This is a genomic window from Actinocorallia populi (genome assembly GCF_002995495.1).
GTDB classification, from domain to species: Bacteria; Actinomycetota; Actinomycetes; order Streptosporangiales; family Streptosporangiaceae; genus Actinocorallia; species Actinocorallia populi.
On record NZ_PVZV01000002.1, the window covers coordinates 969,654 to 990,879 of the forward strand.

Consider the following 21,226-nt stretch of genomic DNA (forward strand, 5'->3'; position numbering starts at 1 on the left):
CAAGGTCCTCACCGATCCCAAGGAGTGCATGTGAGCACCGACGGACAGCCGCACATCCTCGCCATCGGCGGCGGGAGCTTCCTGCCCAACGCCAGGTACGGGCTCGAGCCCAGCCCGCTGCTGCGCTACGCCTTCGACCTCACCGGGCAGGACCGCCCCCGCGTCTGCTTCCTGGCCACCGCCACCGGCGACCCGGCCGAGCGGCTGGCGCTGGCCTACGACGCCTTCAACCGGATGGACGCCGAGGTCAGCCATCTCGCGCTGTTCCCCATGCCCAACCTCGAGGACGTGCGCGGCCACCTGCTCGCCCAGGACCTCGTCTACGTCTTCGGCGGCAGCGTGGTGAACCTGCTGGCGCTGTGGCGGGCGCACGGCCTGGCCGAGGTCTTCGAGGAGGTCTGGCGGGCGGGCGTGGTGCTGGCCGGGCAGAGCGCCGGCGCGTTGTGCTGGCACTCCGGCGGCAACACCGACTCCTTCGGGCCCGAGCTGCGCCCGCTGCGGGACGGCCTCGGCCTGCTGCCCTACTCCTGCGGCGTGCACTACGACAGCGACCCGCAGCGGCGCCCGCTGCTGCAGGCCTCGGTCGGCTCGGGCGAGCTGCCCGACGGCTACGCCGCCGACGAGGGGGTCGGCCTGCACTACGTGGGCACCGAGTTCGTCCAGGCGGTGTCGTACCGGCCGCACGCGCGGGCGTGGCGGATCGAGGGCGACGGCTCGGGCGGGGCGAAGGAGACGCCCATCGAGCCGCGCCAGCTCAAGTAGGCTCTGCAGTGTGATTTTCGTGCATGCGGGCTTCGGTGACCAGGCGGTTCCCTACGAGGAGGGGTGGGCCCTGCAGCGGCGCACCCACGAGCGCCGGGTCGCCGGCGAGATCGACGACACGGTGATCCTGCTGGAGCACGAGCCGGTCTACACCGCGGGCAAGCGCACCGAGCCGCTGGACCGTCCGATGGGCGACCCGGGGGCCCCGGTGATCGACGTCGACCGCGGCGGGAAGATCACCTGGCACGGCCCGGGGCAGCTGACGTTCTACCCGATCGTGCGGCTTGCCGACCCGATCGACGTGGTGGCGTTCGTGCGGCTGCTCGAGGAGGCCATGATCGGGGTCATGGCGGACTTCGGCCTGACCGGGGTGCGGGTCGAGGGGCGCAGCGGCGTCTGGCTGGTCGACGGGGTGAACCCGGACCGCAAGCTGGTCTCCGTCGGGCTGCGGGTCTCCCAGGGGGTGACCATGCACGGGGTGCAGATCAACTGCGACTGCGACCTGGGCTGGTTCGACAAGATCGTGCCCTGCGGCCTCAAGGACACCTCCTCCACCTCGCTCACCCGCGAGCTGGGCCGCCCGGTGGGGGTCCGCGAGGTGCTCCCGCTGGTGGAGAAGCACCTCGCGGCGCGGCTGGGCGCGACCGAGACGGCGCACCGCACGCTCGCGCAGCCGTAGGGCCTCACCCCATCGTCTTGAAGATCGTCTCTCCGTGGGCGGCGGCGTCGGAGAAGAACCGGCCCAGGGTGTGGTAGCTCGGTTTGAACAGGTTGTCCCGGGCGGCGTCGGTCCAGCTCGACACGCCCTGGACGTCCGCCATCGCCATCGCGGCGAGGTCGAAGCGGCGCGAGGGGAAGGGCGTGTGGGCCAGGTGGTCGGCGGCGATCTTCACCCGCTCCTGGGAGAGGAAGATGACGTCGAACCCCAGCGCGTCGGCGCCGTCCTCGGTGAGCAGGCGGCCGCCGCACACGATGTCGGCTTCGGGGGAGCGTCCCTCCCAGGGGTCCCCGGTGATCAGGTAGTGCAGCCCCTGCCAGTTACCGGCCAGGTCGAGCACCCTTCCGGGGTGGGCCTTGCGCCAGTCGGGGGAACCGAACACCTGCCGCGCCACCTGGCCCGGGTCGGCACCGCCCTCCACCGGCAGCCTCAGATAGGTCATGGCCAGCGCCACGGCTGTTCCTCTCATTTGTTCATGTGCGACTCGTTTGGCAACAGCGAGTCACCCTAGAGAGATCGCTTCGCGCGCGGGAGCCAAAACCGGGAATCGGCCTGCATGGACCACCCGATTGTTATACAGACTGTACTTTTCTATCCCTCAGTCCACCTTCTGGACACGTACCGCGGTGCCGTACGCGCAGATCTCCGTCCCCACATCGCGCAGGTCATGGGACTCGTAGCGGACGGCCAGGACGGCGTCCGCGCCCGCCTCCTCGGCGGCCCTGACCAGCCGCCTGCGCGCCTGCAGGCGGAAGTCGTGCAGCTCCTTGGCCATACCGCGGGGTTCGCCCCCCAGCAGCGTCTTGAGGCCCGCCTCGATGCTCGACGCGCCGCTGCGGACCATGACCGTGAGCCCGAACACATCGCCGATCACCTCGGTCACCCGGTATCCGGGCAGGTCGTTCATGGTAGAGACGATCATGGGGGGTGCCTCCGCTGCGGATGAAGAACGCCGATCTGGGACGTACCCTAGCCATGTGAGTGCTGTAGCCCCAGAGGGGCGGAAGCTGCTGCGGCTGGAAGTGCGCAACGCCGAAGTCCCCATCGAACGCAAACCGTCGTGGATCAAGACCAAGCTCAAGATGGGCCCCCAGTACCGGGAGCTCACCGAGCTGGTCAAGGGCGAGGGCCTGCACACCGTCTGCCAGGAAGCCGGCTGCCCCAACATCTTCGAATGCTGGGAGGACCGCGAGGCCACCTTCCTCATCGGCGGCGACCAGTGCACCCGGCGCTGCGACTTCTGCCAGATCGACACCGGCAGGCCCGCCGAGTACGACACCGGCGAGCCCGCCCGGGTGGCCGACTCCGTGGCGACCATGGGCCTGAAGTACGCCACCGTCACCGGTGTGGCCCGCGACGACCTGCCCGACCAGGGCGCCTGGCTGTACGCCGAGACCGTGCGGCAGATCCACGAGCGGGTCCCCGGCTGCGGCGTCGAGCTGCTGGCCCCGGACTTCAACGGGCGGCCCGACCTGCTCGGCCAGGTCTTCGACGCCGCGCCCGAGGTGTTCGCGCACAACCTGGAGACGGTGCCGCGGATCTTCAAGCGCATCCGCCCGGCGTTCCGCTACGAGCGCTCCCTGGACGTGATCACCCAGGCCCGCCGGGCCGGCCTCGTCACCAAGTCCAACCTCATCCTGGGCATGGGCGAGATCCGCGAGGAGATCTCCCAGGCGCTGACCGACCTGCACGAGGCCGGCTGCGAGCTGATCACCATCACCCAGTACCTGCGCCCCACCCCGCGCCACCACCCCGTGGAGCGCTGGGTCAAGCCGCAGGAGTTCGTCGAGCTCCAGGAGGAGGCCGGCGAGATCGGCTTCGCCGGAGTCATGTCCGGACCGCTGGTGCGCTCCAGCTACCGCGCGGGCCGGCTGTACCGCCAGGCGGTCGAGGCGCGCGCCGATCACTAGAATGAGCGACATGGCAGAGAACGACAAGCCCGGGCGCTTCCGGCAGATCCGCATGGTGGCCCAGATGGTCCACCGGTCCAACCCGAAGGCGCTCCCGATCGTCTTCGCCTCGGCGCTGGGCACGCTGGCGCTGTTCGTGGTCCTCGGCTTCTTCATCAGCAGCCTGTGGTTCATGATCCCGCTGGGGATCATGGCGGCGATCATCGTGGGCATGGTGGTCTTCGGGCAGCTGGCCCAGAAGACCCAGTACAAGCTGATGGAGGGCCAGATCGGCGCCGCCTTCGGCGTGCTCGACACCATGCGGGGCAACTGGGTGGTGACCCCGGCGGTGGCGGGCAACCGCAACATGGACGTGGTGCACCGGGTGGTCGGCCGGCCCGGCATCATCCTGGTCTCCGAGGGCCCCTCCTCCCGGGTGGCGGGACTGCTCGGCGCGGAGAAGAAGAAGATCTCGCGGCTCGCCGCCTCGGTGCCGATCTACGACTTCCAGGTGGGCGACGAGGAGGGCCAGATCCCGCTCTCCAAGCTGCAGGGCAAGGTGATGAAGCTGCCCCGCAACCTCAACAAGGCCCAGCTCAACGACCTGAACGACCGGATGCGCGCGCTGCCGGCCAAGCCCGGCATGCCCGGCGGCCCGATGCCGCGCAACGTGCGGATGCCCAAGGCCCCCCGGCCCCGCTCCCGCTGACGGCACGGCCGTGAGGAAGCCCGCGGAGACCCCTCCGCGGGCTTTCGCGTCGCCGGGGTCAGCGGCTCTCGATGACGATCGTGTCGGCGGCCCGGTCGTGCAGGCCGCGGTGGTCGCGGTCCCACAGCAGGGCGGGCACCACCAGGAGCAGCAGCACCATGCGGGCCAGCGACCACACCGGGCCGACCGGCCGGCCGTCGAGCCGCACCACGTGCAGCCCCGCGACGGCCTTGCCCAGCGTGGTGCCGGTGAAGCCCACCAGCACCCAGGCCTGCAGGCCGAAGATCAGCAGGGTCGTCAGGTTCTTGGCCTGGTCCGACCAGTCGAAGGCGTTGGCCAGGCCGCCGGAGATCAGCGTGCACAGGAACCAGTCGACCAGCAGCGCCACCAGCCGCCGCGCGTAGCTGCCGGCGGAGCCGCGGCCCGTGCGGGGCAGCCCGAGCTGCTCTCCCGGATACCCCAGGTCGGCTCCCGCCGCCCGCGCCCCGCTCAACCACGTCCCGGTCCAGCGGGCTTTGTTCTCGTTACCGCTCACCCCTCAAACGTACCGGCAGTGGCCAGAGGGGTTGCCGCGCCCCGCGTCCGGCAAGGTAGGACTTAGGCCGGACCCGGTTACCGCCCCGCAACACATCGGAAACGAGCCGGATACGGCCGCGACCTAGAGTCGATGATCGTTGGAAACGCCCAGGGAGGCCGGATGTTCAACAGCGCCGAGGAAGTCCTGTCCTATATCCGTGACGAAGGTGTGGAGTTCGTCGACGTCCGCTTCGTCGACCTGCCCGGCACCGTGCAGCACTTCACCTTTCCCGCCTCGAACTTCGGCGAGAACGTCTTCAGCGACGGGCTGATGTTCGACGGCTCCTCGATCCGCGGCTTCCAGGAGATCCACGAGTCGGACATGCTGCTGCTGCCCGACCCGACCACCGCGGTCGTGGACCCGTTCCGCCAGCACAAGACGCTGAACCTGACCTTCTTCGTCCACGACCCGCTGACCGGCGAGCCCTACAGCCGCGACCCGCGCAACATCGCCAAGAAGGCGCAGGACTACCTGATCGGCACGGGCATCGCCGACACCGCCTTCTTCGGTCCCGAGGCGGAGTTCTACATCTTCGACGACGTCCGGTTCAAGACCGCCGCCAACGAGGGCTTCTACTTCCTGGACTCGATCGAGGGAGCCTGGAACACCGGGCGCAAGGAGGAGGGCGGCAACCTCGGCGCCAAGCCCCCCTACAAGGGCGGCTACTTCCCGGTGCCCCCGATGGACCACTACACCGACCTGCGCTCGGAGATGTCCAAGCAGCTCATGCAGGTGGGCATCGAGGTCGAGATGCAGCACCACGAGGTGGGCACCGCGGGCCAGTCCGAGATCGACATCCGGTTCTCGACGCTGCTGCACTCGGCCGACCAGCTGATGCTCTACAAGTACGTGGTGAAGAACGTGGCCCGCGAGCACGGCAAGGCCGTCACGTTCATGCCCAAGCCGATCTTCGGCGACAACGGCTCGGGCATGCACTGCCACCAGTCGTTGTGGAAGGACGGCAGCCCGCTGTTCTACGACGAGGTCGGCTACGCGGGCCTGTCGGACACGGCGCGCTTCTACATCGGCGGCCTGCTCAAGCACGCCCCGGCCCTGCTGGCCTTCACCAACCCGACGGTCAACAGCTACCACCGCCTGGTCCCCGGCTACGAGGCCCCGGTGAACCTGGTCTACAGCCAGCGCAACCGCAGCGCCTGCATCCGCATCCCGATCACCGGCACCAACCCCAAGGCCAAGCGCATCGAGTTCCGCGTCCCGGACCCGTCGTGCAACCCCTACCTGGCCTTCGCCGCGATGCTCATGGCCGGCCTCGACGGCATCAAGAACAAGATCGAGCCGATCGAGCCCGTCGACAAGGACCTCTACGAGCTCCCGCCCGAGGAGGCCCGCAACATCCCGCAGGTCCCCGGCTCCCTGGAGGCCGTCCTGCAGGCCCTCGAGGCCGACCACGCCTTCCTCCTCGAAGGCGGCGTCTTCACCGAGGACCTCATCGACACCTGGATCGCCTACAAGCGCGAGAACGAACTCGACCCCATCCGCCTCCGCCCCCACCCGCACGAGTTCGAGCTGTACTTCGACGTCTGATCGGGGCGGAAGGAGCGGGACGGGCCCAGGCCCGTCCCGCTCCTTCGGTTTCGGGGCGGCGGGTCAGGAGGTCGTGGTGGCGACGGCCGGGTTCTTCTCGCCGTGGCCGACGACCCAGATCTTGCCGGAGGTGGCGGTGATGCCGCGGATCTTGAGGTGGGAGTGCGCGGGCAGCGGGTTCCAGGTGGTGGCCCAGGCGGATCCGTCGAGCCAGGAGACCGTGGCGGTGGGGTTGGACAGCGCGGGGGCGTAGTACCGCGTCAGCCAGGGGGTGCCGGCGGGGGACAGGGCGGCCTTGTCGGCGTAGGGGGCGGCCAGGTCGGCGGGCCCGACCGGGGCCCAGGCGGAGCCGTCCCAGCGGGCGTAGCGCTTCTGGTCGGTGTAGGCCAGCAGGTAGCCGGGCGCCAGCGGGTAGAGCTCGGTGAGGGAGGCGACCCCGTCGGGGAGGGGGAGCTCCTGCCAGGTCCCTCCTGCCCAGCGGGCGGCCACGAGGCGGTCGTTCTCCACCGCCTCGATCCAGGTTCCTCCGGTGGGGTGGGAGACGATGTTCCGGACGGAGGAGAACCGGGAGTCGGCGGTCCACTGCCCGTCGGCGTAGGTGTGGAGCTTTTCGGTGGAGGATTCGATCACGAACGTGGCATCGGACGCGACGGCGATGTCATGGACCGCGACGCCTTCGGGCAGGAGGACCCGGGTCCAGGCCGAGCCGTCCCAGCGGGCCAGGTAGGGGGCCAGGTCGGTTCCCAGCCTGGTGTAGGAGATGCCGCGTACCCAGACGTTCTCGGGGCCGCCGGCCGCCAGCTGCTCCATGCTCCCGTAGACCGGTCCGGGCAGGTCGAAGCTCTTCCACTTGCCCGCGGAGTAACGCTGCACGACGGGCTTGGCGTTCACGAGCGGGAAGCTGAGAAAGGCGTCTCCGACCGACACCGCCCCCTGGTATCCGGCGGTCCAGACGTCCTCGCCGACGGCGGCGGTGTCCAGCAGGCCGCTGCGCGACCAGGTGAAGGCGGGCTTCTCCTCGGTCCAGGTGACCTCCGCCGGTTCCTCGGCGGAAGCGGGGGCGGCGGTCGACAGCAGGCCCAGCAGGGCGGCTCCCATCGCGATTCTCAATTTGATCATGCGGGCATCATCGCCTCGGGCCGCGGTGGTTCTCTTCTCACGGGAGTGCCGAAACGCCGACCCGTTTTCTCCTGCCTCTGGACAGGCGGCCTCGCTTTGTAGTTCCGGCGGCGGGGGTGGTCAGGGGCCGGTCTGGAGGATGGGGGCGAGGTGGTGGCGGGCGAAGTCGGCGGCGTTGGCGGGGTCGCGGAGGTCGACGACGGCGCTGGGGGAGAGGCAGTAGGAGACGACGGTGCGGGCCAGGACGTCGGCGGAGACCTCCATGGCGGGGTGGTGGACCCCGGCGTCGCGCATGAGTTCCAGGTAGTAGGCGCGGAGAAGGACGATGAGGGGCTCGCCGCGGGTGGTGAAGGCGGGGAGGAAGGGGCCCGGGTCGGAGAGCAGGAGGGGCTTCAGGCGGCCGTGGCGGGCGTAGTCGAAGATGAAGACGAAGGCCGCGGCGATCTTGTCGGGGAGGGTCTTCTCGGCGCGGGCGACGACGCGGCCGCGGGCGTACAGGTCGCGGGCCTCCTCGATGAGGACGGCGGTCACCAGGTCCTGCTTGCCGGGGTAGCGGCGGTGGACGGTGACGCGGGAGACGCCGGCGCGGCGGGCTATCTCCTCCAGTTTGGCCCGGCGGATGCCCTTGTCCAGGAACTCCTCGAGGGCGGCGCGCAGGATCCGGGCCGTCGTCGGGTGGTGCTCGGGAGACTCCTCCCGGGTGATCTCGTCCAGCATCTGCGCTCCTTCACCGAATCAAATTCGGTTTTCCTCTTCCCCTGGCGCCAGGGGGTGTAACACAATGCGGAAAACGTAACATCGCTTCAACGTCGAGGTAGCGCTATGGATCTTGGGACGATGGCCGGGCGGTTCCCGGACAAGCCGGCCGTGATCATGTCGGGCTCCGGCCGGACCGTCACGTACCGGGAGCTCGACGAGGCGTCCAACCGCCTCGCCCGGGTCTTCCACGAAGCGGGGCTCCGTCCCGGAGAGCACATCGCGTTCATGCTCGAGAACCGGTGGGAGTTCTTCGCCGTGGCCTGGGCCGCGCAGCGCTCCGGCCTCTACTACACGGCCATCAGCACCCGGCTCACCGCCGACGAGGCCGGCTACATCGTCGGCAACTGCGAGGCCAGGGCGTTCGTCACCGCCGCCTCCCTGGCCGGCGTCGCCGGGCAGATCACCGAGGGCAACGAGCGCCTCGTCCTCAGGCTCATGCTGGACGGCGCCACCGCGGGCTTCACCTCCTACGAGGACACCGTGGCCGCCGCCTCGGCGGCCCCGCTGGACGAGCAGGTCGAGGGCATGGACATGCTCTACTCCTCGGGCACCACCGGGCGGCCCAAGGGCATCAAGCCGGTCATCGACTTCCAGCCGTTCGGCACCCCGGGCGTGCTGTTCCACCTCATCCAGTTCCTCTTCGCGCCCGACGAGCACTCCGTCTACCTCTCGCCCGCCCCGCTCTACCACGCGGCGCCGCTGCGCTACACGATGACGTTCCAGCGCTTCGGCGCCACCGTCGTCGTCATGGAGAAGTTCGACCCGGAGAAGGCGCTGTCGCTCATCCAGGAGCACGGGGTGACCCACAGCCAGTGGGTGCCGACGATGTTCATCCGGCTGCTCAAGCTCCCCGAGGAGGTCCGCGCCTCCTACGACGTCTCCAGCCTGAAGTTCGCCGTCCACGCCGCGGCGCCCTGCCCGATCCCGGTCAAGCGGCAGATGATCGAGTGGTGGGGCCCGGTCGTCCACGAGTACTACGCCGGCACCGAGGGCAACTGCTTCATGTACGTCAACAGCGAGGACTGGCTGGCGCACCCGGGCACCGTCGGCAGGCCCGTGCTCGGCGAGATCCACGTGCTGGACGAGGCGGGCGAGGAACTGCCCGTCGGCGAGACCGGCGTCCTGTACTTCGACAAGGGCCCGCAGTTCGTCTACCACGGCGACCCCGAGAAGACCGAGTCCTCGCGCGACCCCAAGGGCCGCGGCTGGACCACCCTCGGCGACATCGGCCACGTCGACGCCGACGGGTTCCTCTACCTCACCGACCGCCAGTCCCACATGATCATCAGCGGCGGAGTCAACATCTACCCCCAGGAGGCCGAGAACCTCCTGGCGGTGCACCCCAAGGTCGCCGATGTCGCGGTCTTCGGCATCCCCGACCCGGAGATGGGCGAGCAGGTCAAGGCCGTCGTCCAGCCGATGTCGATGGACGACGCGGGCGAGGAGCTGGCCGCCGAGCTCATCGCCCACTGCCGCGACAACCTCGCCCACTACAAGTGCCCGAAGAGCATCGACTTCCGCGACGAGCTGCCCCGCCACCCCACGGGCAAGCTGCTCAAGCGCGTCCTGCGCGACGAGTACGCCGGGCAGGCGGGTTCCTGACCATGTGACGGTGTCCTCCCCCCGGCACCCCGCCCCCGGCCCTCCCCGGCCGGGGGCGGCGCTCATCTCCCCAGGACGGCCCGCAGCGCCGCGGGCAGGTCCGGGTCGGCGAAGGCGAACCCGGACTCCAGGAGCCGGGCGGGCAGGACCCGCTGGCTGATCAGGGGCCCCTCGGCGGCGAACCCGCGCAGGACGAGCTTCAGCAGGGGAGCGGGGACGGGCAGGACCGCTGGACGGCGCAGGACGCGGGCCAGCTCCCGGGTGTAGCCGGCGTTGGTGACCGGGGAGGGAGCGGTGAGGTTCACCGGCCCGGACAGGTCGGAGGCGATGAGGTGGCCCAGGGCGGCGACCTCGTCCCGCAGGGTGATCCAGCTCATCCACTGGCGGCCGTCGCCGAGCCTGCCGCCCGCGCCCGCCCGGAACAGCGGCAGCGTCTTACCGAGGATCCCGCCGCGGCGGGACAGGACGATGCCGGTGCGGGGATGGACCACCCGGATCCCGGCGGCGGCGGCCGGGGCGGCGGCGGCCTCCCAGTCGGCCACCAGGTCCGCCAGGAAGCCGGTGCCCCTGGGCGCCGACTCGGTGGCCTCGGCCGCTCCGGTGTCGCCGTAGAAGCCGATCGCGGAGCCGCTGACGAGGACGGGCGGCGGCGAGTCCAGCCCGGCCAGGGCTTCGGCCAGCAGCCGCGTGCCCCCGATGCGGCTGTCGCGGATCTCGCGCCTGTAGGACTCCGTCCAGGGCCGGTCGCCGATACCGGCGCCCGCCAGGTGCACGACCGCGTCCGCGCCCTCCAGCGCCGTACGGTCGACCTCGCCCGCGGCGGGATCCCAGAAGGCCTCGTCGGGGTGCGCGGGCGCGCGGCGCACCAGCCGCAGAACGTCGAAGCCCTCGCCGCGCAGACGCGCGGCGAGGGCTTCACCGATCAGACCTGAGGCACCCGAGATGATCGCTCGCATGCCGTCAGCCTACGGGGAGGCCTTGCTCAGAGGCCGAGCTCGGACTCGAAGTGGCCTTCCTCGAGACGGTGCTTGACCGTGGTGAGGAAGCGGGCGGCGTCGGCGCCGTCCACCAGCCGGTGGTCGTAGGTCAGGGACAGGTAGACCATGGACCGGATGGCGATGACCTCGCCCAGGGCCGGGTCGTTGACGACGACGGGGCGCTTGACGACCGAACCGGTGCCCAGGATGGCGACCTGGGGCTGGTTGATGATCGGCGTGTCGAACAGCGCGCCGCGGCTGCCGGTGTTGGTGACGGTGAAGGTGCCGCCGCCCAGCTCGTCGGGGCTGACGTTGCCGGTGCGGGTGCGCTCGGCGAGGTCGGAGATCTTGCGGGCGAGCCCGGCGAGGTTGAGCTCGCCGGCGTCCTTGATCACCGGCACGGACAGGCCGCGCTCGGCGTCCACCGCGATGCCCAGGTGCTCGACCTCGTGGTAGACGATCTCGTTGTTCTCGGTGTCGAGGACCGCGTTGACGACCGGGTGCACCTTCAGCGCCTCGACGGCGGCGAGGGCGAAGAACGGCAGGAACGACAACTTGACGCCCTCGCGGGCCTGGAAGTCGGCCTTGGCGCGGTCGCGCAACCGGGCGATCTTGGTGATGTCGGCCTCGACGACCGTGGTGAGCTGGGCGGAGGTCTGCAGGGACTCCATCATGCGCCGGGCGATGGTCTGGCGCATGCGGCTCATCTTCTCGGTGGTGCCGCGCTTGGCCGCGGCCGCGGCCGGCACCGGGGCGGGCGCGGCCGGAGCCGCCGGAGCCGCAGGCGCCTGCACGGGCGCGGCGGCCGGAGCGGGAGCCGCGGCGGCCTTGGCCTTGGCGGCGTCCTGGACGTCCTGCTTGCGGATGCGGCCACCGACACCGGTGCCCTTCACCGCGGACAGGTCGACGCCCAGCTCGGCGGCCATCTTGCGGACCAGCGGCGTCACGTAGGCGCCCTCGGCCTCGGCCGGAGCGGTCTGCGGGGCGGCGGCCGGAGCCGGCGCCTGAGCCTGCGGCTGGGGAGCCGCGGGCGCGGGTGCGGGCGGCGGGGTCGGCGCCGCCGCGGGTGCGGCCGGCGGCCAGGACGACGGGGCCGGGGCGGCGGCCTGCGGCGCGGGCGCCTGCGGCTCGGGCTCGGGTTCCGGCTCGGGGGCGGCCGGGGCCGGGGCGGCCGGGGCCGGAGCCTCGTCCGCGCCGGAGATGACCGCCAGCTCGGCGCCCACCTCGACGGTCTCGTCCTCGGCGACGGTGATGCTGCTCAGGATGCCCGCGGCGGGAGAGGGGATCTCGGTGTCGACCTTGTCGGTCGACACCTCGAGGAGCGGCTCGTCGACCTCGACGTGCTCACCCTCCTTCTTCAGCCAGCGGGTGACGGTGCCCTCGGTGACGCTCTCTCCGAGCTGGGGCATGGTGACGGAGACCGGCATGGTTCTCAGCGACTCCTCTTCGTGGGCTGTCTGTCGTCAGCCGTGGACGTGCAAGGGCTTGCCGGCGAGGGCGAGTGCTGCCTCGCCGACCGCCTCGGACTGGGTGGGGTGCGCGTGGATGAGCTGCGCCACCTCGGCCGGCAGGGCCTCCCAGTTGTAGAGCAGCTGGCCTTCGGTGACCAGCTCGCCGACCCGCGCGCCCACCATGTGGACGCCGAGGATCGGACCGTCTTTCTCGGCGATCATCTTGACCTCGCCCTGGGTGCCCAGGATCTTGCTCTTGGGGTTGCCCGCGAGGTCGTAGGTGATCTCGTTGATCTCCAGGCCGAGTTCGCGCGCCTTGGCGGAGGTGATGCCCACGGAGGCGACCTCGGGGTTGGAGTAGGTGATGCGGGGGACCCCGTCGTAGTCGATGGGGGTGGGGTTGAGCCCCGCCACCTTCTCGGCGACCAGGATGCCCTCGGCGAAGCCGACGTGGGCCAGCTGCAGGGTCGGGATCAGGTCGCCCACCGCGGAGACGGTCGGCACGGAGGTGGTGCAGTACTCGTCGACGGTCACGAAGCCGCGCTCGGTGCGCACCCCGTTCTCCTCGAAGCCCAGGCCCTGGGAGACCGGGCCGCGGCCGACGGCCACCAGCAGCAGCTCGGCGTCGATGGTCTTGCCGTTCTCCAGGGAGACCGACACGCCCGCGTCGGTGGTCTTCACACCGGAGAAGCGGGCGCCGAGCTCGAACTTGATGCCGCGCTTGCGGAAGGCGCGCTCCAGGCGCTTGGAGGAGGACTCCTCCTCCAGCGGCAGCAGGTGCGGCAGCCCCTCGACGATGGTCACCTCGGCGCCGAAGGAGCGCCAGACGGAGGCGAACTCGACGCCGATGACGCCGCCGCCCAGGATGACCGCGGAGGCCGGGACGTGGTCGAGCTCCAGGGCGTGGTCGCTGGAGATGACCTTGTCGCCGTCGATCTCCAGGCCGGGCAGCGAGCGGGGGGCCGAGCCGGTGGCCAGCACCACGTGGTCGCCCTCGTAGACGTCGTCGCCGACGGCCACGGCGGTCGGGGAGACCAGCCGTCCCGCGCCGTTGACGATCTCGATGCCCTTGGACTTGATCAGGCCGGTGAGGCCCTTGACCGTGGTGGAGACGATCTTGTTCTTGTATGCCTGCACCCCGGGCACGTCGATGCCCTCGAAGCTGGCCTTGATGCCGTAGGAGGAGGCCTCCTTGATCTCGTCGGCCACCTCCGCCGCGTGCAGCAGGGCCTTGGTCGGGATGCAGCCCCGGTTCAGGCAGGTGCCCCCGAGGTCGGGGTCCTTCTCGATCAGGACGACGCGCATGCCCAGTTCCGACGCGCGCAGCGCGCAGGCGTAGCCGCCGCTCCCGCCGCCGAGCACGACGAGGTCGTACGGGCCCTTGTTCGTCACCGGACGCTCCTTCATGTGGATACTCGTTTCTCCGGCCCCGGTAGGCACCCGGAGAAATGCCAGGTAGGGCCATCTTTTCATTTGTACTGAGCGGTAAGAGCCGCATACGGCTTTGACTCAGGTCACAGGAGCCCGTCGGCGACGTCCTCGGCGATCTGCACCAGCGCGCGGGTCGCGGCACCGGTGCCGCCCTTGGGGGTGTAGCCGTAGGGCTCGCCCTTGTTGTAGGCGGGGCCGGCGATGTCCAGGTGCGCCCAGCGCACGCCGTCGGGCACGAACTCCTTGAGGAAGACGCCCGCGGCGAGCATGCCGCCCCACCGCTCGCCGCTGATGTTGGCGAGGTCGGCGACCTGGGAGTCGAAGCCCTTGCGCAGCTCCTCGGGCAGCGGCATGCCCCAGGCGTTCTCGCCGGAGCGCTCCGCGGCCTGGACGACCTTCTCGCGCACCTCGTCGGAGTTGGCCATGACGGCGGTCGTGCGCACGCCCAGGGCGACCAGCGCGGCGCCGGTCAGCGTGGCGACGTCGACGAGCAGGTCGGGGGAGTCCTGGGCGGAGCGCACGATGGCGTCGGCCATGACGAGCCGGCCCTCGGCGTCGGTGTTGAGGACCTCGACGGTCTTGCCGCCGTAGATGGTGATGACGTCGGAGGGCCGCTGCGCGGTGCCCGACGGCATGTTCTCGGCGATGGCCAGGTAGCCGACCACGTTGACCTTCGGCTTGAGCGCGGCGACGGCCTGCAGCGCGCCGAGCACGGCCGCCGCGCCGCCCATGTCGGACTTCATCCAGTCCATGCCCTCGGCGGGCTTGATCGAGATGCCGCCGGTGTCGAAGGTGATGCCCTTGCCGACGAAGACCACGGTCTTGTCGGCCTGCGGGTGGCGGTAGCCCAGGCGGACCAGCCGCGGCGGGTTCACCGAGCCCTGGCCGACGCCGACGAGGCCGCCGTAGCCGCCGTCCACCAGCGCCTTCTCGTCGAGGACCTCCAGGTCGAGGCCGTGCTCGCGGGCGACGTTCTCGGCCACGCCGGCCAGGTCCTCGGGCGTGAGGTGGGAGGGCGGGGTGTTGACCAGGTCGCGCGCCAGGCGGACCGCGCCGGTGACCGCCTCGGCCCGCTCGGCCAGGGTGGTGGCGTCCAGGTCGGTGACGAGCACGAGCTCGCCCACCGGTTCGGGCTGCGCGTCGGTGCGGTAGCGGCCGAAGGAGTAGTTGCCCAGCAGCGCGCCGGTGGCCACGGCGGAGGCGCGCTCGGGGGTGTCGGCGGGCAGCGCGAGCGCGACGCGGGCGGTGCCGGCCAGGGCGCGCACGGCGGCTCCGGCGGCCCGGCGCAGCGCCTCGGGCCCGGGGTCCTCGCCCAGCCCGGCGGCCACGATCACCTTGGCCGGCAGCGCGCCGAGGGTCGGGAGCTTGACCACCTCACCGGCCTTGCCGGTGGCGCCGACGGCCTTGAGCGCCTCGGCCAGGCGCCCGTCCAGCGCGCCGTCCACGCCCTGCGAGCCGGCGGCCGGGACGGCCTCGGGGCCCACGCCTATGACGAGGGCGTCCACGTCGAGGGAGGCGGGATCGGTCTGGCTGATACTGAGATTCGTCGTCACGCCTCTCGACCTTACTCGCCCCCGGAACCTGTTTCCCCCGTTTCGATCGAGCCTTGCCCCGATCGGGGAGGGTGCGAGAACCCGGAAAATCGTTGGGATTTGTCGGTCTTTACCCCAGGGTGGCGACGACCAGGACCACGGTTCCGGCGAGCTCCGCCAGGGCGCCCAGCACGTCCCCGGTGACCCCGCCGAACCGCCGGACCAGGTGGCGGCGCAGCAGCGCGGCGGCGCCCAGCGCGACGGGCACCGCGGCGGCGAGGACCAGGGACTCCGCGGCCGGGCCCGCCCGCCACGCGGCGGTCCCGGCGGCGGCCAGGAGCAGCGCCCCGGTCCAGGCCGCCGGAACGCGCGCCGGCACCGTCCCGGCGACCAGCGCGCCCAGCCCGTCCGGCCGGGCCGCGGGCACGCCGGGGGAGCAGGCCCACACCAGCGCCAGCCGCCCGGTCGCCCCGGCCAGGACCAGCGCCGCCGCCGGATGCCCGGCCGAGGCGACCGCGGCGACCTGCGCCAGCAGGGTGAACACGAGTGTCACAACGCCGAACGGCCCGATGTCGGAGCGCTTCATCACCGCCAGGGCCTCGGCGGCGGGCCTGCCGCTGCCCAGGCCGTCGGCGACGTCGGCGAGCCCGTCCAGGTGCAGCGCGCGGGTGAGCACCGCGCCCAGCCCCACCGCGAGCACCGCGGCCAGGAGGGCGCCCGCCCCGGCCCGCTCCAGCAGGACGAACGCCAGCGCCTGGCAGCCCCCGAGCACCGCGCCGACCAGCGGGGCCCAGGCCATGGCCGCGCCGAACGTCCGGCGGTCGGCCTCGACGAAGCCGACGGGAAGGACGCTGAGCAGGCCGAAGGACAACCGCAGGGAGGGGGGAAGGGGCACGGGCAGCGAGGCTACCGTCAGGGCCACAGCGGCAGGGGGCGGCCCGCCACCACGAGCGCGGCGTCCTCGGACTCGGCGGCCAGCCGCTGGTTCAGCTCGCCGAGCAGGTCGCGGAACAGCCGCCCCGCCCGGTTCTCCGGCACGAGCGAGAGCCCCACCTCGTCGGAGACCGCCACCACGACGGCCCGCGTGCCGCGCCACGCCGCCACGGCCTCGGCCAGGAGGGGGCGGACGGCGTCGGCGTCCTCCCAGGCGCCCGTGCGGTCCATGACGGCGGCCAGCCAGGTGCCCAGGCCGTCCACCAGCACCGCGCCGGTCGCCTCGCGCAGCACCCCGGCGAGCGCGTCGGACTCCACCGTCCGCCACCAGGACGGCCTGCGCGTCCGGTGCGCGCCCACCCGCGCCGCCCACTCGGGGTCGGAACCGTCCGGGCGGGGCCCGGTGGCCAGATAGGTCACCTCGGGGTGGGCGGCCAGCCTCAGTTCGGCCTCGGCGGACTTGCCCGAACGCGAGCCGCCGAGCAGCAGCGTCCGGTGCGGCCCGGCGACGGGCGCCCGCCAGAACCCCAGCCGCCGCCGCAGTTCGGCCGCGTCCCGCACCCGGTGGTCGACGTGGACGGCGTGGATCCGGGTGTGCTCGGCCACCGCCCCCGACCGCCGCAGCACCGCCAGCTGCTCGGGGCGCTCCAGCAGGTCCAGCAGGACGGCGTCGTAGACGGCCCCGGCAGCCGGTTCCGGACACGCCGCGCGGTGGCCGTAGAGCAGCCGCCCTCCCGCGTCCGTCCGCACGTCCAGACCGCCGGGGACGGCGACCGATTCCCACTGGTCCAGCGGCCGCCCGTCGACCAGGACGCGCAGCGGAGCGCGGCTCTCCCCCCGCCGGCGCAACGGCGAGCAGGAGGCGCAGGAGCAGCCGGGGGCGGGCCAGCCCAGCGCGGAGGCGTCGCCCTCGATCTCGATTCGCATGGCGCAGCGCACTATACGGCGCCGAACACGTGGCATGATCCCAGTGGGACACATCCCCGGAGCGGTAGCGGGCACGAAGTCGAGGGGGTCTGGCGGGACATGGCGTGGACGTGGCGTTACGAGAAGGCGGACGGGACGGAGATCCCGGCGAGCGTTCTGCCCGCGCCCTTTGATCAGCCCGATTACCAGACCACCCAGTCCGACGCCGAGAGCTGGCTGGGCGAGAACTGGCGCCTGCTGGCCGATGCGGGCGTCGCCCGGGTGCGCCTGCTGGACGACGACCGCGTCGTGTACGGCCCGATGCCGCTCTCCCTGGACTGAGCGCCGGTCCCCGAGGGGGACGACCTGCTCCCGTTCGTTACGGGCGGGTGGCGGGCGACTGCGTGTGCGCGGGGTCGCGGACGACCGCGTCGCCCAGCACCTCGTCGACGCGCGCGAGCAGCTCCTTCTCCAGCCGCACCCCGCTGGCCTTCACGTTGTCGCGGATCTGCTCGGGGCGGGACGCGCCGATGATCGCCGCGGACACGTTCGGGTTCTGCAGCACCCAGGCCACCGCGAGCTGCGCCATGCTCAGCCCGGCCTCCTGCGCGATCGGCCGCAGGCCCTGCACGCGGTCGAGGATCTCGTCGCGCATCCAGGTCTTGACGAAGTCCGCGCCGCTCTTGTCGTCGGTGGCGCGCGAGCCGGGCGGCGGCGCCTGGCCCGGCAGGTACTTGCCGGTCAGCACGCCCTGCGCGATCGGCGACCAGACGATCTGCCCGATGCCCTCGCGCTCGCACAGCGGCACGACCTCGGCCTCGATCACCCGGTGCAGCATCGAGTACTGCGGCTGGCTGGAGATGATGCGGTCGAAGCCGCGCTCCTCGGCGATCTTCAACGCGGCGGCGATCTCCTCGGCCCGCCACTCCGAGACCCCGATGTACAGCGCCTTGCCCTGGCGCACGACGTCCTCGAACGCCCGCATGGTCTCCTCGAGCGGGGTCTCGTGGTCGAAGCGGTGGGCCTGGTAGAGGTCGACGTAGTCGGTGCCGAGCCGGCTCAGCGAGCCGTTGATCGACTCCATGATGTGCTTGCGCGACAGGCCGCGGTCGTTGGGCCCGGGGCCGGTCGGCCAGTAGACCTTGGTGAAGATCTCCAGGGACTCCCGGCGCTGCCCCTTCAACGCGCGCCCCAGGACGGTCTCGGCGCGGGTGCCGGCGTAGACGTCGGCGGTGTCGAAGGTGGTGATGCCCTCGTCGAGCGCGGCGTGCACGCAGGCGACCGCGGTGTCCTCCTCGACCTGGGATCCGTGGGTGATCCAGTTCCCGTAGGCGATCTCAGAGATTTTCAGGCCGCTGCGGCCCAGGTATCGGAATTCCATGATCCCGATCCTAGGCTCGCGCGGGGCCGGGTCGCCTCGTCAGATCTTGTCCTTGTCCCCGGGCCCGTAGCGCGGGGTGGGGATGCGCAGGCGGCGCATCTGCAGGGAGCGGGTCGCGGCGTACAGGCCGACGCCCTTGAGCTGCTCGTTCGGGAAGCGCGCGGCGGCCAGCTTCTTGATCTTCTGGGAGATCAGCAGGCTCTCGGTGAGGACCACGAACAGCAGCACCGGCGGGATGATCACGAACAGCAGCTGGGTCAGCGGGGTCTGCACGAAGCTCACCAGCACGACGACGAACATGATCAGCATGAGGTGGGAGCCGAAGGTCCGCCGCGAGTCGACGTAGTCGCGGGCGAACTCGCGCACCGGGCCCTGGTCCCGCTTGGGCAGGTAGCGGGTGTCGCCCTTGGCCATGCCCTCGCGCACCTTGGCCCGCTGCTGGGCCTGGCGGGCGCGGACCTGCCGGTAGGCCTCCTTGCGGTCCTTGGGCGCGGTCACCAGCCGGTTGCGGCGGACCTTCTCGGCCTCGCTGCGTTTGGGAGTGGGACGGCCCTTGCCTCCTTCCTTGAGGGGCCGCGCCTCGGCGGTCTCGGCGGAGGAGGAGGTGTCTGAGGAGTCGCTGCCACGTCGGAACACGGAAGAAGGATATTTGATGGCGATACCGGCAAGGAACCTCATGGTCGGGCCGTGCGTCAACAACGTAGGGTGATAAGAGCCCATCCGTGGCTGGCTCGGGTTTAGCGACCCCGTATCGAAGGGACGTCCGCGCGCGATGAGCGTGATGAAGCGAATGTCGATGATCTTCAAGTCCAAGGCCAACAATGCGCTGGACCGTCTCGAGGATCCGCGGGAGACCCTGGACTACTCCTACCAGCGCCAGCTTGAGATGCTGCAGAAGGTGCGGCGGGGCGTGGCCGACGTGGCCACCTCGCGCAAGCGCCTCGAACTGCAGATCACGAGGTTGGAGAAGGAGCACAACAAGCTCACCGACCAGGGGCGCCAGGCGTTGCAGGTGGGCCGGGAGGACCTGGCCAGGGCAGCGCTGGAGCGCCGCGCCGGCCTCGACTCCCAGTTGACGGACCTGCGCGCGCAGTACGGGCAGCTGCAGGGCGAGGAGGAGAAGCTCACGCTGGCGGCGCAGCGGCTGCAGGCCAAGGTGGACGCCTTCCGCACCCGCAAGGAGACGATCAAGGCGACCTACACCGCGGCCGAGGCGCAGACCCGCATCAGCGAGGCGTTCAGCGGCATCTCCGAGGAGATGGGCGACGTGGGCCTGGCGATCCAGCGCGCCGAGGACAGGACCGCGCAGCTGCAGGCCAGGGCCGGGGCGATCGACGAGCTGCTGGAGTCCGGCGCGCTGGAGGACTACTCCGGTCCGCGCGACGACATCCAGGCCGAGCTCAACCGGATGAACGCCACCACCGGGGTGGAGCTGGAGCTGGAGCGGCTCAAGGCCGAGCTCGGCCAGGGCGGCGAGGCGCCCAAGCCGCTGGACGCCGGCCCCGCCCAGCCCCAGCAGCAGCCCGCCCCGCAGCCCCAGCAGCAGAAGCAGTGGCCCGAACAGGGAAGCTGATCCCGCCGCCCGTTCCCTTCGCGGGCCTCCGGGAGCGTGTCCTCCCCGGCGCGCCGAGCCACCGGAAACCGTTGCGATTCGGGCCCTAAGGCCCGAATCGCCGCCGCGACGGGGTCGCGGCCGCCGTCACGGCAGGGCCAGCATCCGGTCCAGGGCGGCCTTGGCGTGGCGGGTGGTCTCGGGGTCGACCGTGATCTGGTTGGGGACCTCGCCGCGGACGAGGGACTCCAGGGCCCAGACCAGGTGGGGCAGGTCGATGCGGTTCATGGTGGAGCAGAAGCAGACCGTCTTGTCGAGGAACATGACGTTCTTGTCCGGGTGCGCGGCGGCCAGCCGCTTGACCAGGTTGAGCTCGGTGCCGATCGCCCAGGAGCTGCCGGGCTCGGCGGCGTCCAGGGTCTTGATGATGTACTCGGTGGAGCCGATGAGGTCGGCGGCGGTGACGACCTCGTGCCGGCACTCGGGGTGGACCAGCACGTTGACGCCGGGCACCCGCGCGCGCACGTCCTCCACCGACGCGAGGCTGAAGCGGCCGTGCACGGAGCAGTGGCCCTTCCACAGGATCATCTTGGCGTTGCGCAGCTGCTCGTCGGTGAGCCCGCCGCCCGGCCGGTGCGGGTTGTAGACCACGCAGTCCTCCAGGGACAACCCCAGCTCCAGGACCGCGGTGTTGCGGCCGAGGTGCTGGTCGGGCAGGAAGAGGACCTGCTCGCCCTGCTCGAAGGCCCACTCCAGGGCCCGCTTGGCGTTGGAGGAGGTGCACACCACGCCGCCGCGGCGGCCCACGAACGCCTTGATGTCGGCCGAGGAGTTCATGTAGGTGACGGGGACGACCCGGTCGGCGATCCCGAGGTCGGCCAGGGTGTCCCAGCAGTCCTCGACCTGGTCGAAGGTGGCCATGTCGGCCATCGAGCAGCCCGCGGCCAGGTCCGGCAGGACGACCCGCTGGTCGTCGCCGGTGAGGATGTCGGCGGACTCGGCCATGAAGTGCACGCCGCAGAAGACGATGTAGGGGGCCTGCGGCCGGGCGGCGGCGTCGCGGGCCAGTTTGAAGGAGTCGCCGGTGACGTCGGCGAACTGGATCACCTCGTCGCGCTGGTAGTGGTGGCCCAGCACGAAGACCTTGTCGCCGAGGGCGGCCTTGGCCGCCGCGGCCCTGGCCACCAGCTGCGGGTCGGAGGCGGGGGGCAGCTCGCCGGGGCACTGCACGCCCCGTTCGCTGTGGGGGTCCGCGTCCTGCCCGAGGAACAGCAGGGGGAGATCGGTTGTGGTCGCCACGGGGGCTCCTTCCCGCGCACGGGGACTGGCTGGGGGTACTTATCGTCGGAGTGACGATTCCCATGTAACCACATACCGGACACA

General features: G+C 71.4%; 22 protein-coding genes. 8 read left to right on the top strand and 14 right to left on the bottom strand.

Annotated features, from left to right (window positions below; all coding sequences use genetic code 11):
* The first annotated feature begins 30 nt into the window (after window positions 1–30).
* Together C2865_RS11515 and lipB are read left to right on the top strand one after the other, a co-directional pair.
* Complete coding sequence (locus tag C2865_RS11515) at window positions 31–762, top strand: Type 1 glutamine amidotransferase-like domain-containing protein (RefSeq protein WP_106398335.1); 732 nt, start codon at window positions 31–33, stop codon at window positions 760–762.
* 10 nt (window positions 763–772) lie between these two features.
* Window positions 773–1,441: a lipoyl(octanoyl) transferase LipB gene (gene lipB / locus C2865_RS11520; protein WP_106398336.1), complete on the top strand. Its 669-nt coding sequence runs from the start codon at window positions 773–775 to the stop codon at window positions 1,439–1,441.
* A gap of 4 nt (window positions 1,442–1,445) precedes the next feature.
* Here lipB and C2865_RS11525 read toward each other — a convergent pair whose 3' ends face one another.
* On the bottom strand, window positions 1,446–1,949 hold the full coding sequence (locus C2865_RS11525) for a DUF1877 family protein (RefSeq protein ID WP_232835526.1): 504 nt from the start codon (window positions 1,947–1,949) through the stop codon (window positions 1,446–1,448).
* Between the two features lie 129 nt (window positions 1,950–2,078).
* Entirely contained in the window at window positions 2,079–2,402 is a 324-nt protein-coding gene (locus C2865_RS11530) for a YbjQ family protein (RefSeq protein ID WP_106398338.1), read from the bottom strand.
* A 55-nt stretch (window positions 2,403–2,457) separates the two neighbouring features.
* On the opposite strand from C2865_RS11530, the gene lipA reads away from it, so the two are divergent.
* Window positions 2,458–3,390, top strand: coding sequence for a lipoyl synthase (gene lipA, locus C2865_RS11535; protein WP_232835527.1), 933 nt, complete (start codon window positions 2,458–2,460; stop codon window positions 3,388–3,390).
* A 10-nt stretch (window positions 3,391–3,400) separates the two neighbouring features.
* Window positions 3,401–4,078: a DUF4191 domain-containing protein gene (locus C2865_RS11540; protein WP_332873351.1), complete on the top strand. Its 678-nt coding sequence runs from the start codon at window positions 3,401–3,403 to the stop codon at window positions 4,076–4,078.
* A gap of 58 nt (window positions 4,079–4,136) precedes the next feature.
* Here the strand turns inward: C2865_RS11540 and C2865_RS11545 are convergent, their stop codons facing one another.
* Entirely contained in the window at window positions 4,137–4,613 is a 477-nt protein-coding gene (locus C2865_RS11545) for an RDD family protein (RefSeq protein WP_106398341.1), read from the bottom strand.
* A gap of 162 nt (window positions 4,614–4,775) precedes the next feature.
* Between C2865_RS11545 and glnA the strand changes: the two genes are divergently transcribed.
* On the top strand, window positions 4,776–6,200 hold the full coding sequence (glnA, locus tag C2865_RS11550; protein WP_106398342.1) for a type I glutamate--ammonia ligase: 1,425 nt from the start codon (window positions 4,776–4,778) through the stop codon (window positions 6,198–6,200).
* A 63-nt stretch (window positions 6,201–6,263) separates the two neighbouring features.
* On the opposite strand, the gene C2865_RS11555 is transcribed toward glnA, so the two are convergent.
* On the bottom strand, window positions 6,264–7,319 hold the full coding sequence (locus C2865_RS11555; protein ID WP_157963664.1) for an NHL repeat-containing protein: 1,056 nt from the start codon (window positions 7,317–7,319) through the stop codon (window positions 6,264–6,266).
* A 120-nt stretch (window positions 7,320–7,439) separates the two neighbouring features.
* Window positions 7,440–8,036: a TetR/AcrR family transcriptional regulator gene (locus C2865_RS11560; RefSeq protein ID WP_106398344.1), complete on the bottom strand. Its 597-nt coding sequence runs from the start codon at window positions 8,034–8,036 to the stop codon at window positions 7,440–7,442.
* Window positions 8,037–8,141: 105 nt separating this feature from the next.
* Here C2865_RS11560 and C2865_RS11565 point away from each other — a divergent pair, with 105 nt between their 5' ends.
* Entirely contained in the window at window positions 8,142–9,680 is a 1,539-nt protein-coding gene (locus tag C2865_RS11565; protein WP_106398345.1) for an acyl-CoA synthetase, read from the top strand.
* 62 nt (window positions 9,681–9,742) lie between these two features.
* On the opposite strand, the gene C2865_RS11570 is transcribed toward C2865_RS11565, so the two are convergent.
* From C2865_RS11570 to C2865_RS11595, 6 genes are all read right to left on the bottom strand, one after another.
* Window positions 9,743–10,636, bottom strand: coding sequence for a TIGR01777 family oxidoreductase (locus tag C2865_RS11570; RefSeq protein WP_106398346.1), 894 nt, complete (start codon window positions 10,634–10,636; stop codon window positions 9,743–9,745).
* Between the two features lie 26 nt (window positions 10,637–10,662).
* Window positions 10,663–12,084 carry a 2-oxoglutarate dehydrogenase, E2 component, dihydrolipoamide succinyltransferase gene (gene sucB, locus C2865_RS11575; protein WP_106398347.1) on the bottom strand — a complete coding sequence of 474 codons (1,422 nt, stop codon included), beginning with the start codon at window positions 12,082–12,084 and terminating at the stop codon, window positions 10,663–10,665.
* Between the two features lie 36 nt (window positions 12,085–12,120).
* Window positions 12,121–13,515, bottom strand: a complete 1,395-nt coding sequence (gene lpdA / locus C2865_RS11580) for a dihydrolipoyl dehydrogenase (protein WP_106398348.1) — start codon at window positions 13,513–13,515, stop codon at window positions 12,121–12,123.
* A 107-nt stretch (window positions 13,516–13,622) separates the two neighbouring features.
* A complete protein-coding gene (locus C2865_RS11585; RefSeq protein ID WP_106398349.1) occupies window positions 13,623–15,092 on the bottom strand; it encodes a leucyl aminopeptidase in 1,470 nt (489 codons plus the stop codon).
* 109 nt (window positions 15,093–15,201) lie between these two features.
* The gene (locus C2865_RS11590; protein ID WP_232835529.1) at window positions 15,202–15,966 is read right to left on the bottom strand and encodes an adenosylcobinamide-GDP ribazoletransferase; all 765 of its coding nucleotides are present in this window, start codon (window positions 15,964–15,966) and stop codon (window positions 15,202–15,204) included.
* A 17-nt stretch (window positions 15,967–15,983) separates the two neighbouring features.
* Complete coding sequence (locus tag C2865_RS11595; protein ID WP_106398703.1) at window positions 15,984–16,931, bottom strand: bifunctional adenosylcobinamide kinase/adenosylcobinamide-phosphate guanylyltransferase; 948 nt, start codon at window positions 16,929–16,931, stop codon at window positions 15,984–15,986.
* A gap of 99 nt (window positions 16,932–17,030) precedes the next feature.
* Here C2865_RS11595 and C2865_RS11600 point away from each other — a divergent pair, with 99 nt between their 5' ends.
* On the top strand, window positions 17,031–17,252 hold the full coding sequence (locus tag C2865_RS11600) for a hypothetical protein (protein WP_106398350.1): 222 nt from the start codon (window positions 17,031–17,033) through the stop codon (window positions 17,250–17,252).
* Window positions 17,253–17,289: 37 nt separating this feature from the next.
* Here the strand turns inward: C2865_RS11600 and C2865_RS11605 are convergent, their stop codons facing one another.
* Window positions 17,290–18,291 carry an aldo/keto reductase family protein gene (locus tag C2865_RS11605; protein ID WP_106398351.1) on the bottom strand — a complete coding sequence of 334 codons (1,002 nt, stop codon included), beginning with the start codon at window positions 18,289–18,291 and terminating at the stop codon, window positions 17,290–17,292.
* Window positions 18,292–18,330: 39 nt separating this feature from the next.
* Entirely contained in the window at window positions 18,331–18,927 is a 597-nt protein-coding gene (locus C2865_RS11610) for a DUF3043 domain-containing protein (protein ID WP_232835530.1), read from the bottom strand.
* Between the two features lie 136 nt (window positions 18,928–19,063).
* Between C2865_RS11610 and C2865_RS11615 the strand changes: the two genes are divergently transcribed.
* Entirely contained in the window at window positions 19,064–19,864 is an 801-nt protein-coding gene (locus tag C2865_RS11615; protein WP_198653174.1) for a PspA/IM30 family protein, read from the top strand.
* Window positions 19,865–19,990: 126 nt separating this feature from the next.
* Here the strand turns inward: C2865_RS11615 and nadA are convergent, their stop codons facing one another.
* Window positions 19,991–21,142: a quinolinate synthase NadA gene (gene nadA, locus C2865_RS11620; RefSeq protein WP_106398353.1), complete on the bottom strand. Its 1,152-nt coding sequence runs from the start codon at window positions 21,140–21,142 to the stop codon at window positions 19,991–19,993.
* Window positions 21,143–21,226 lie beyond the last annotated feature (84 nt).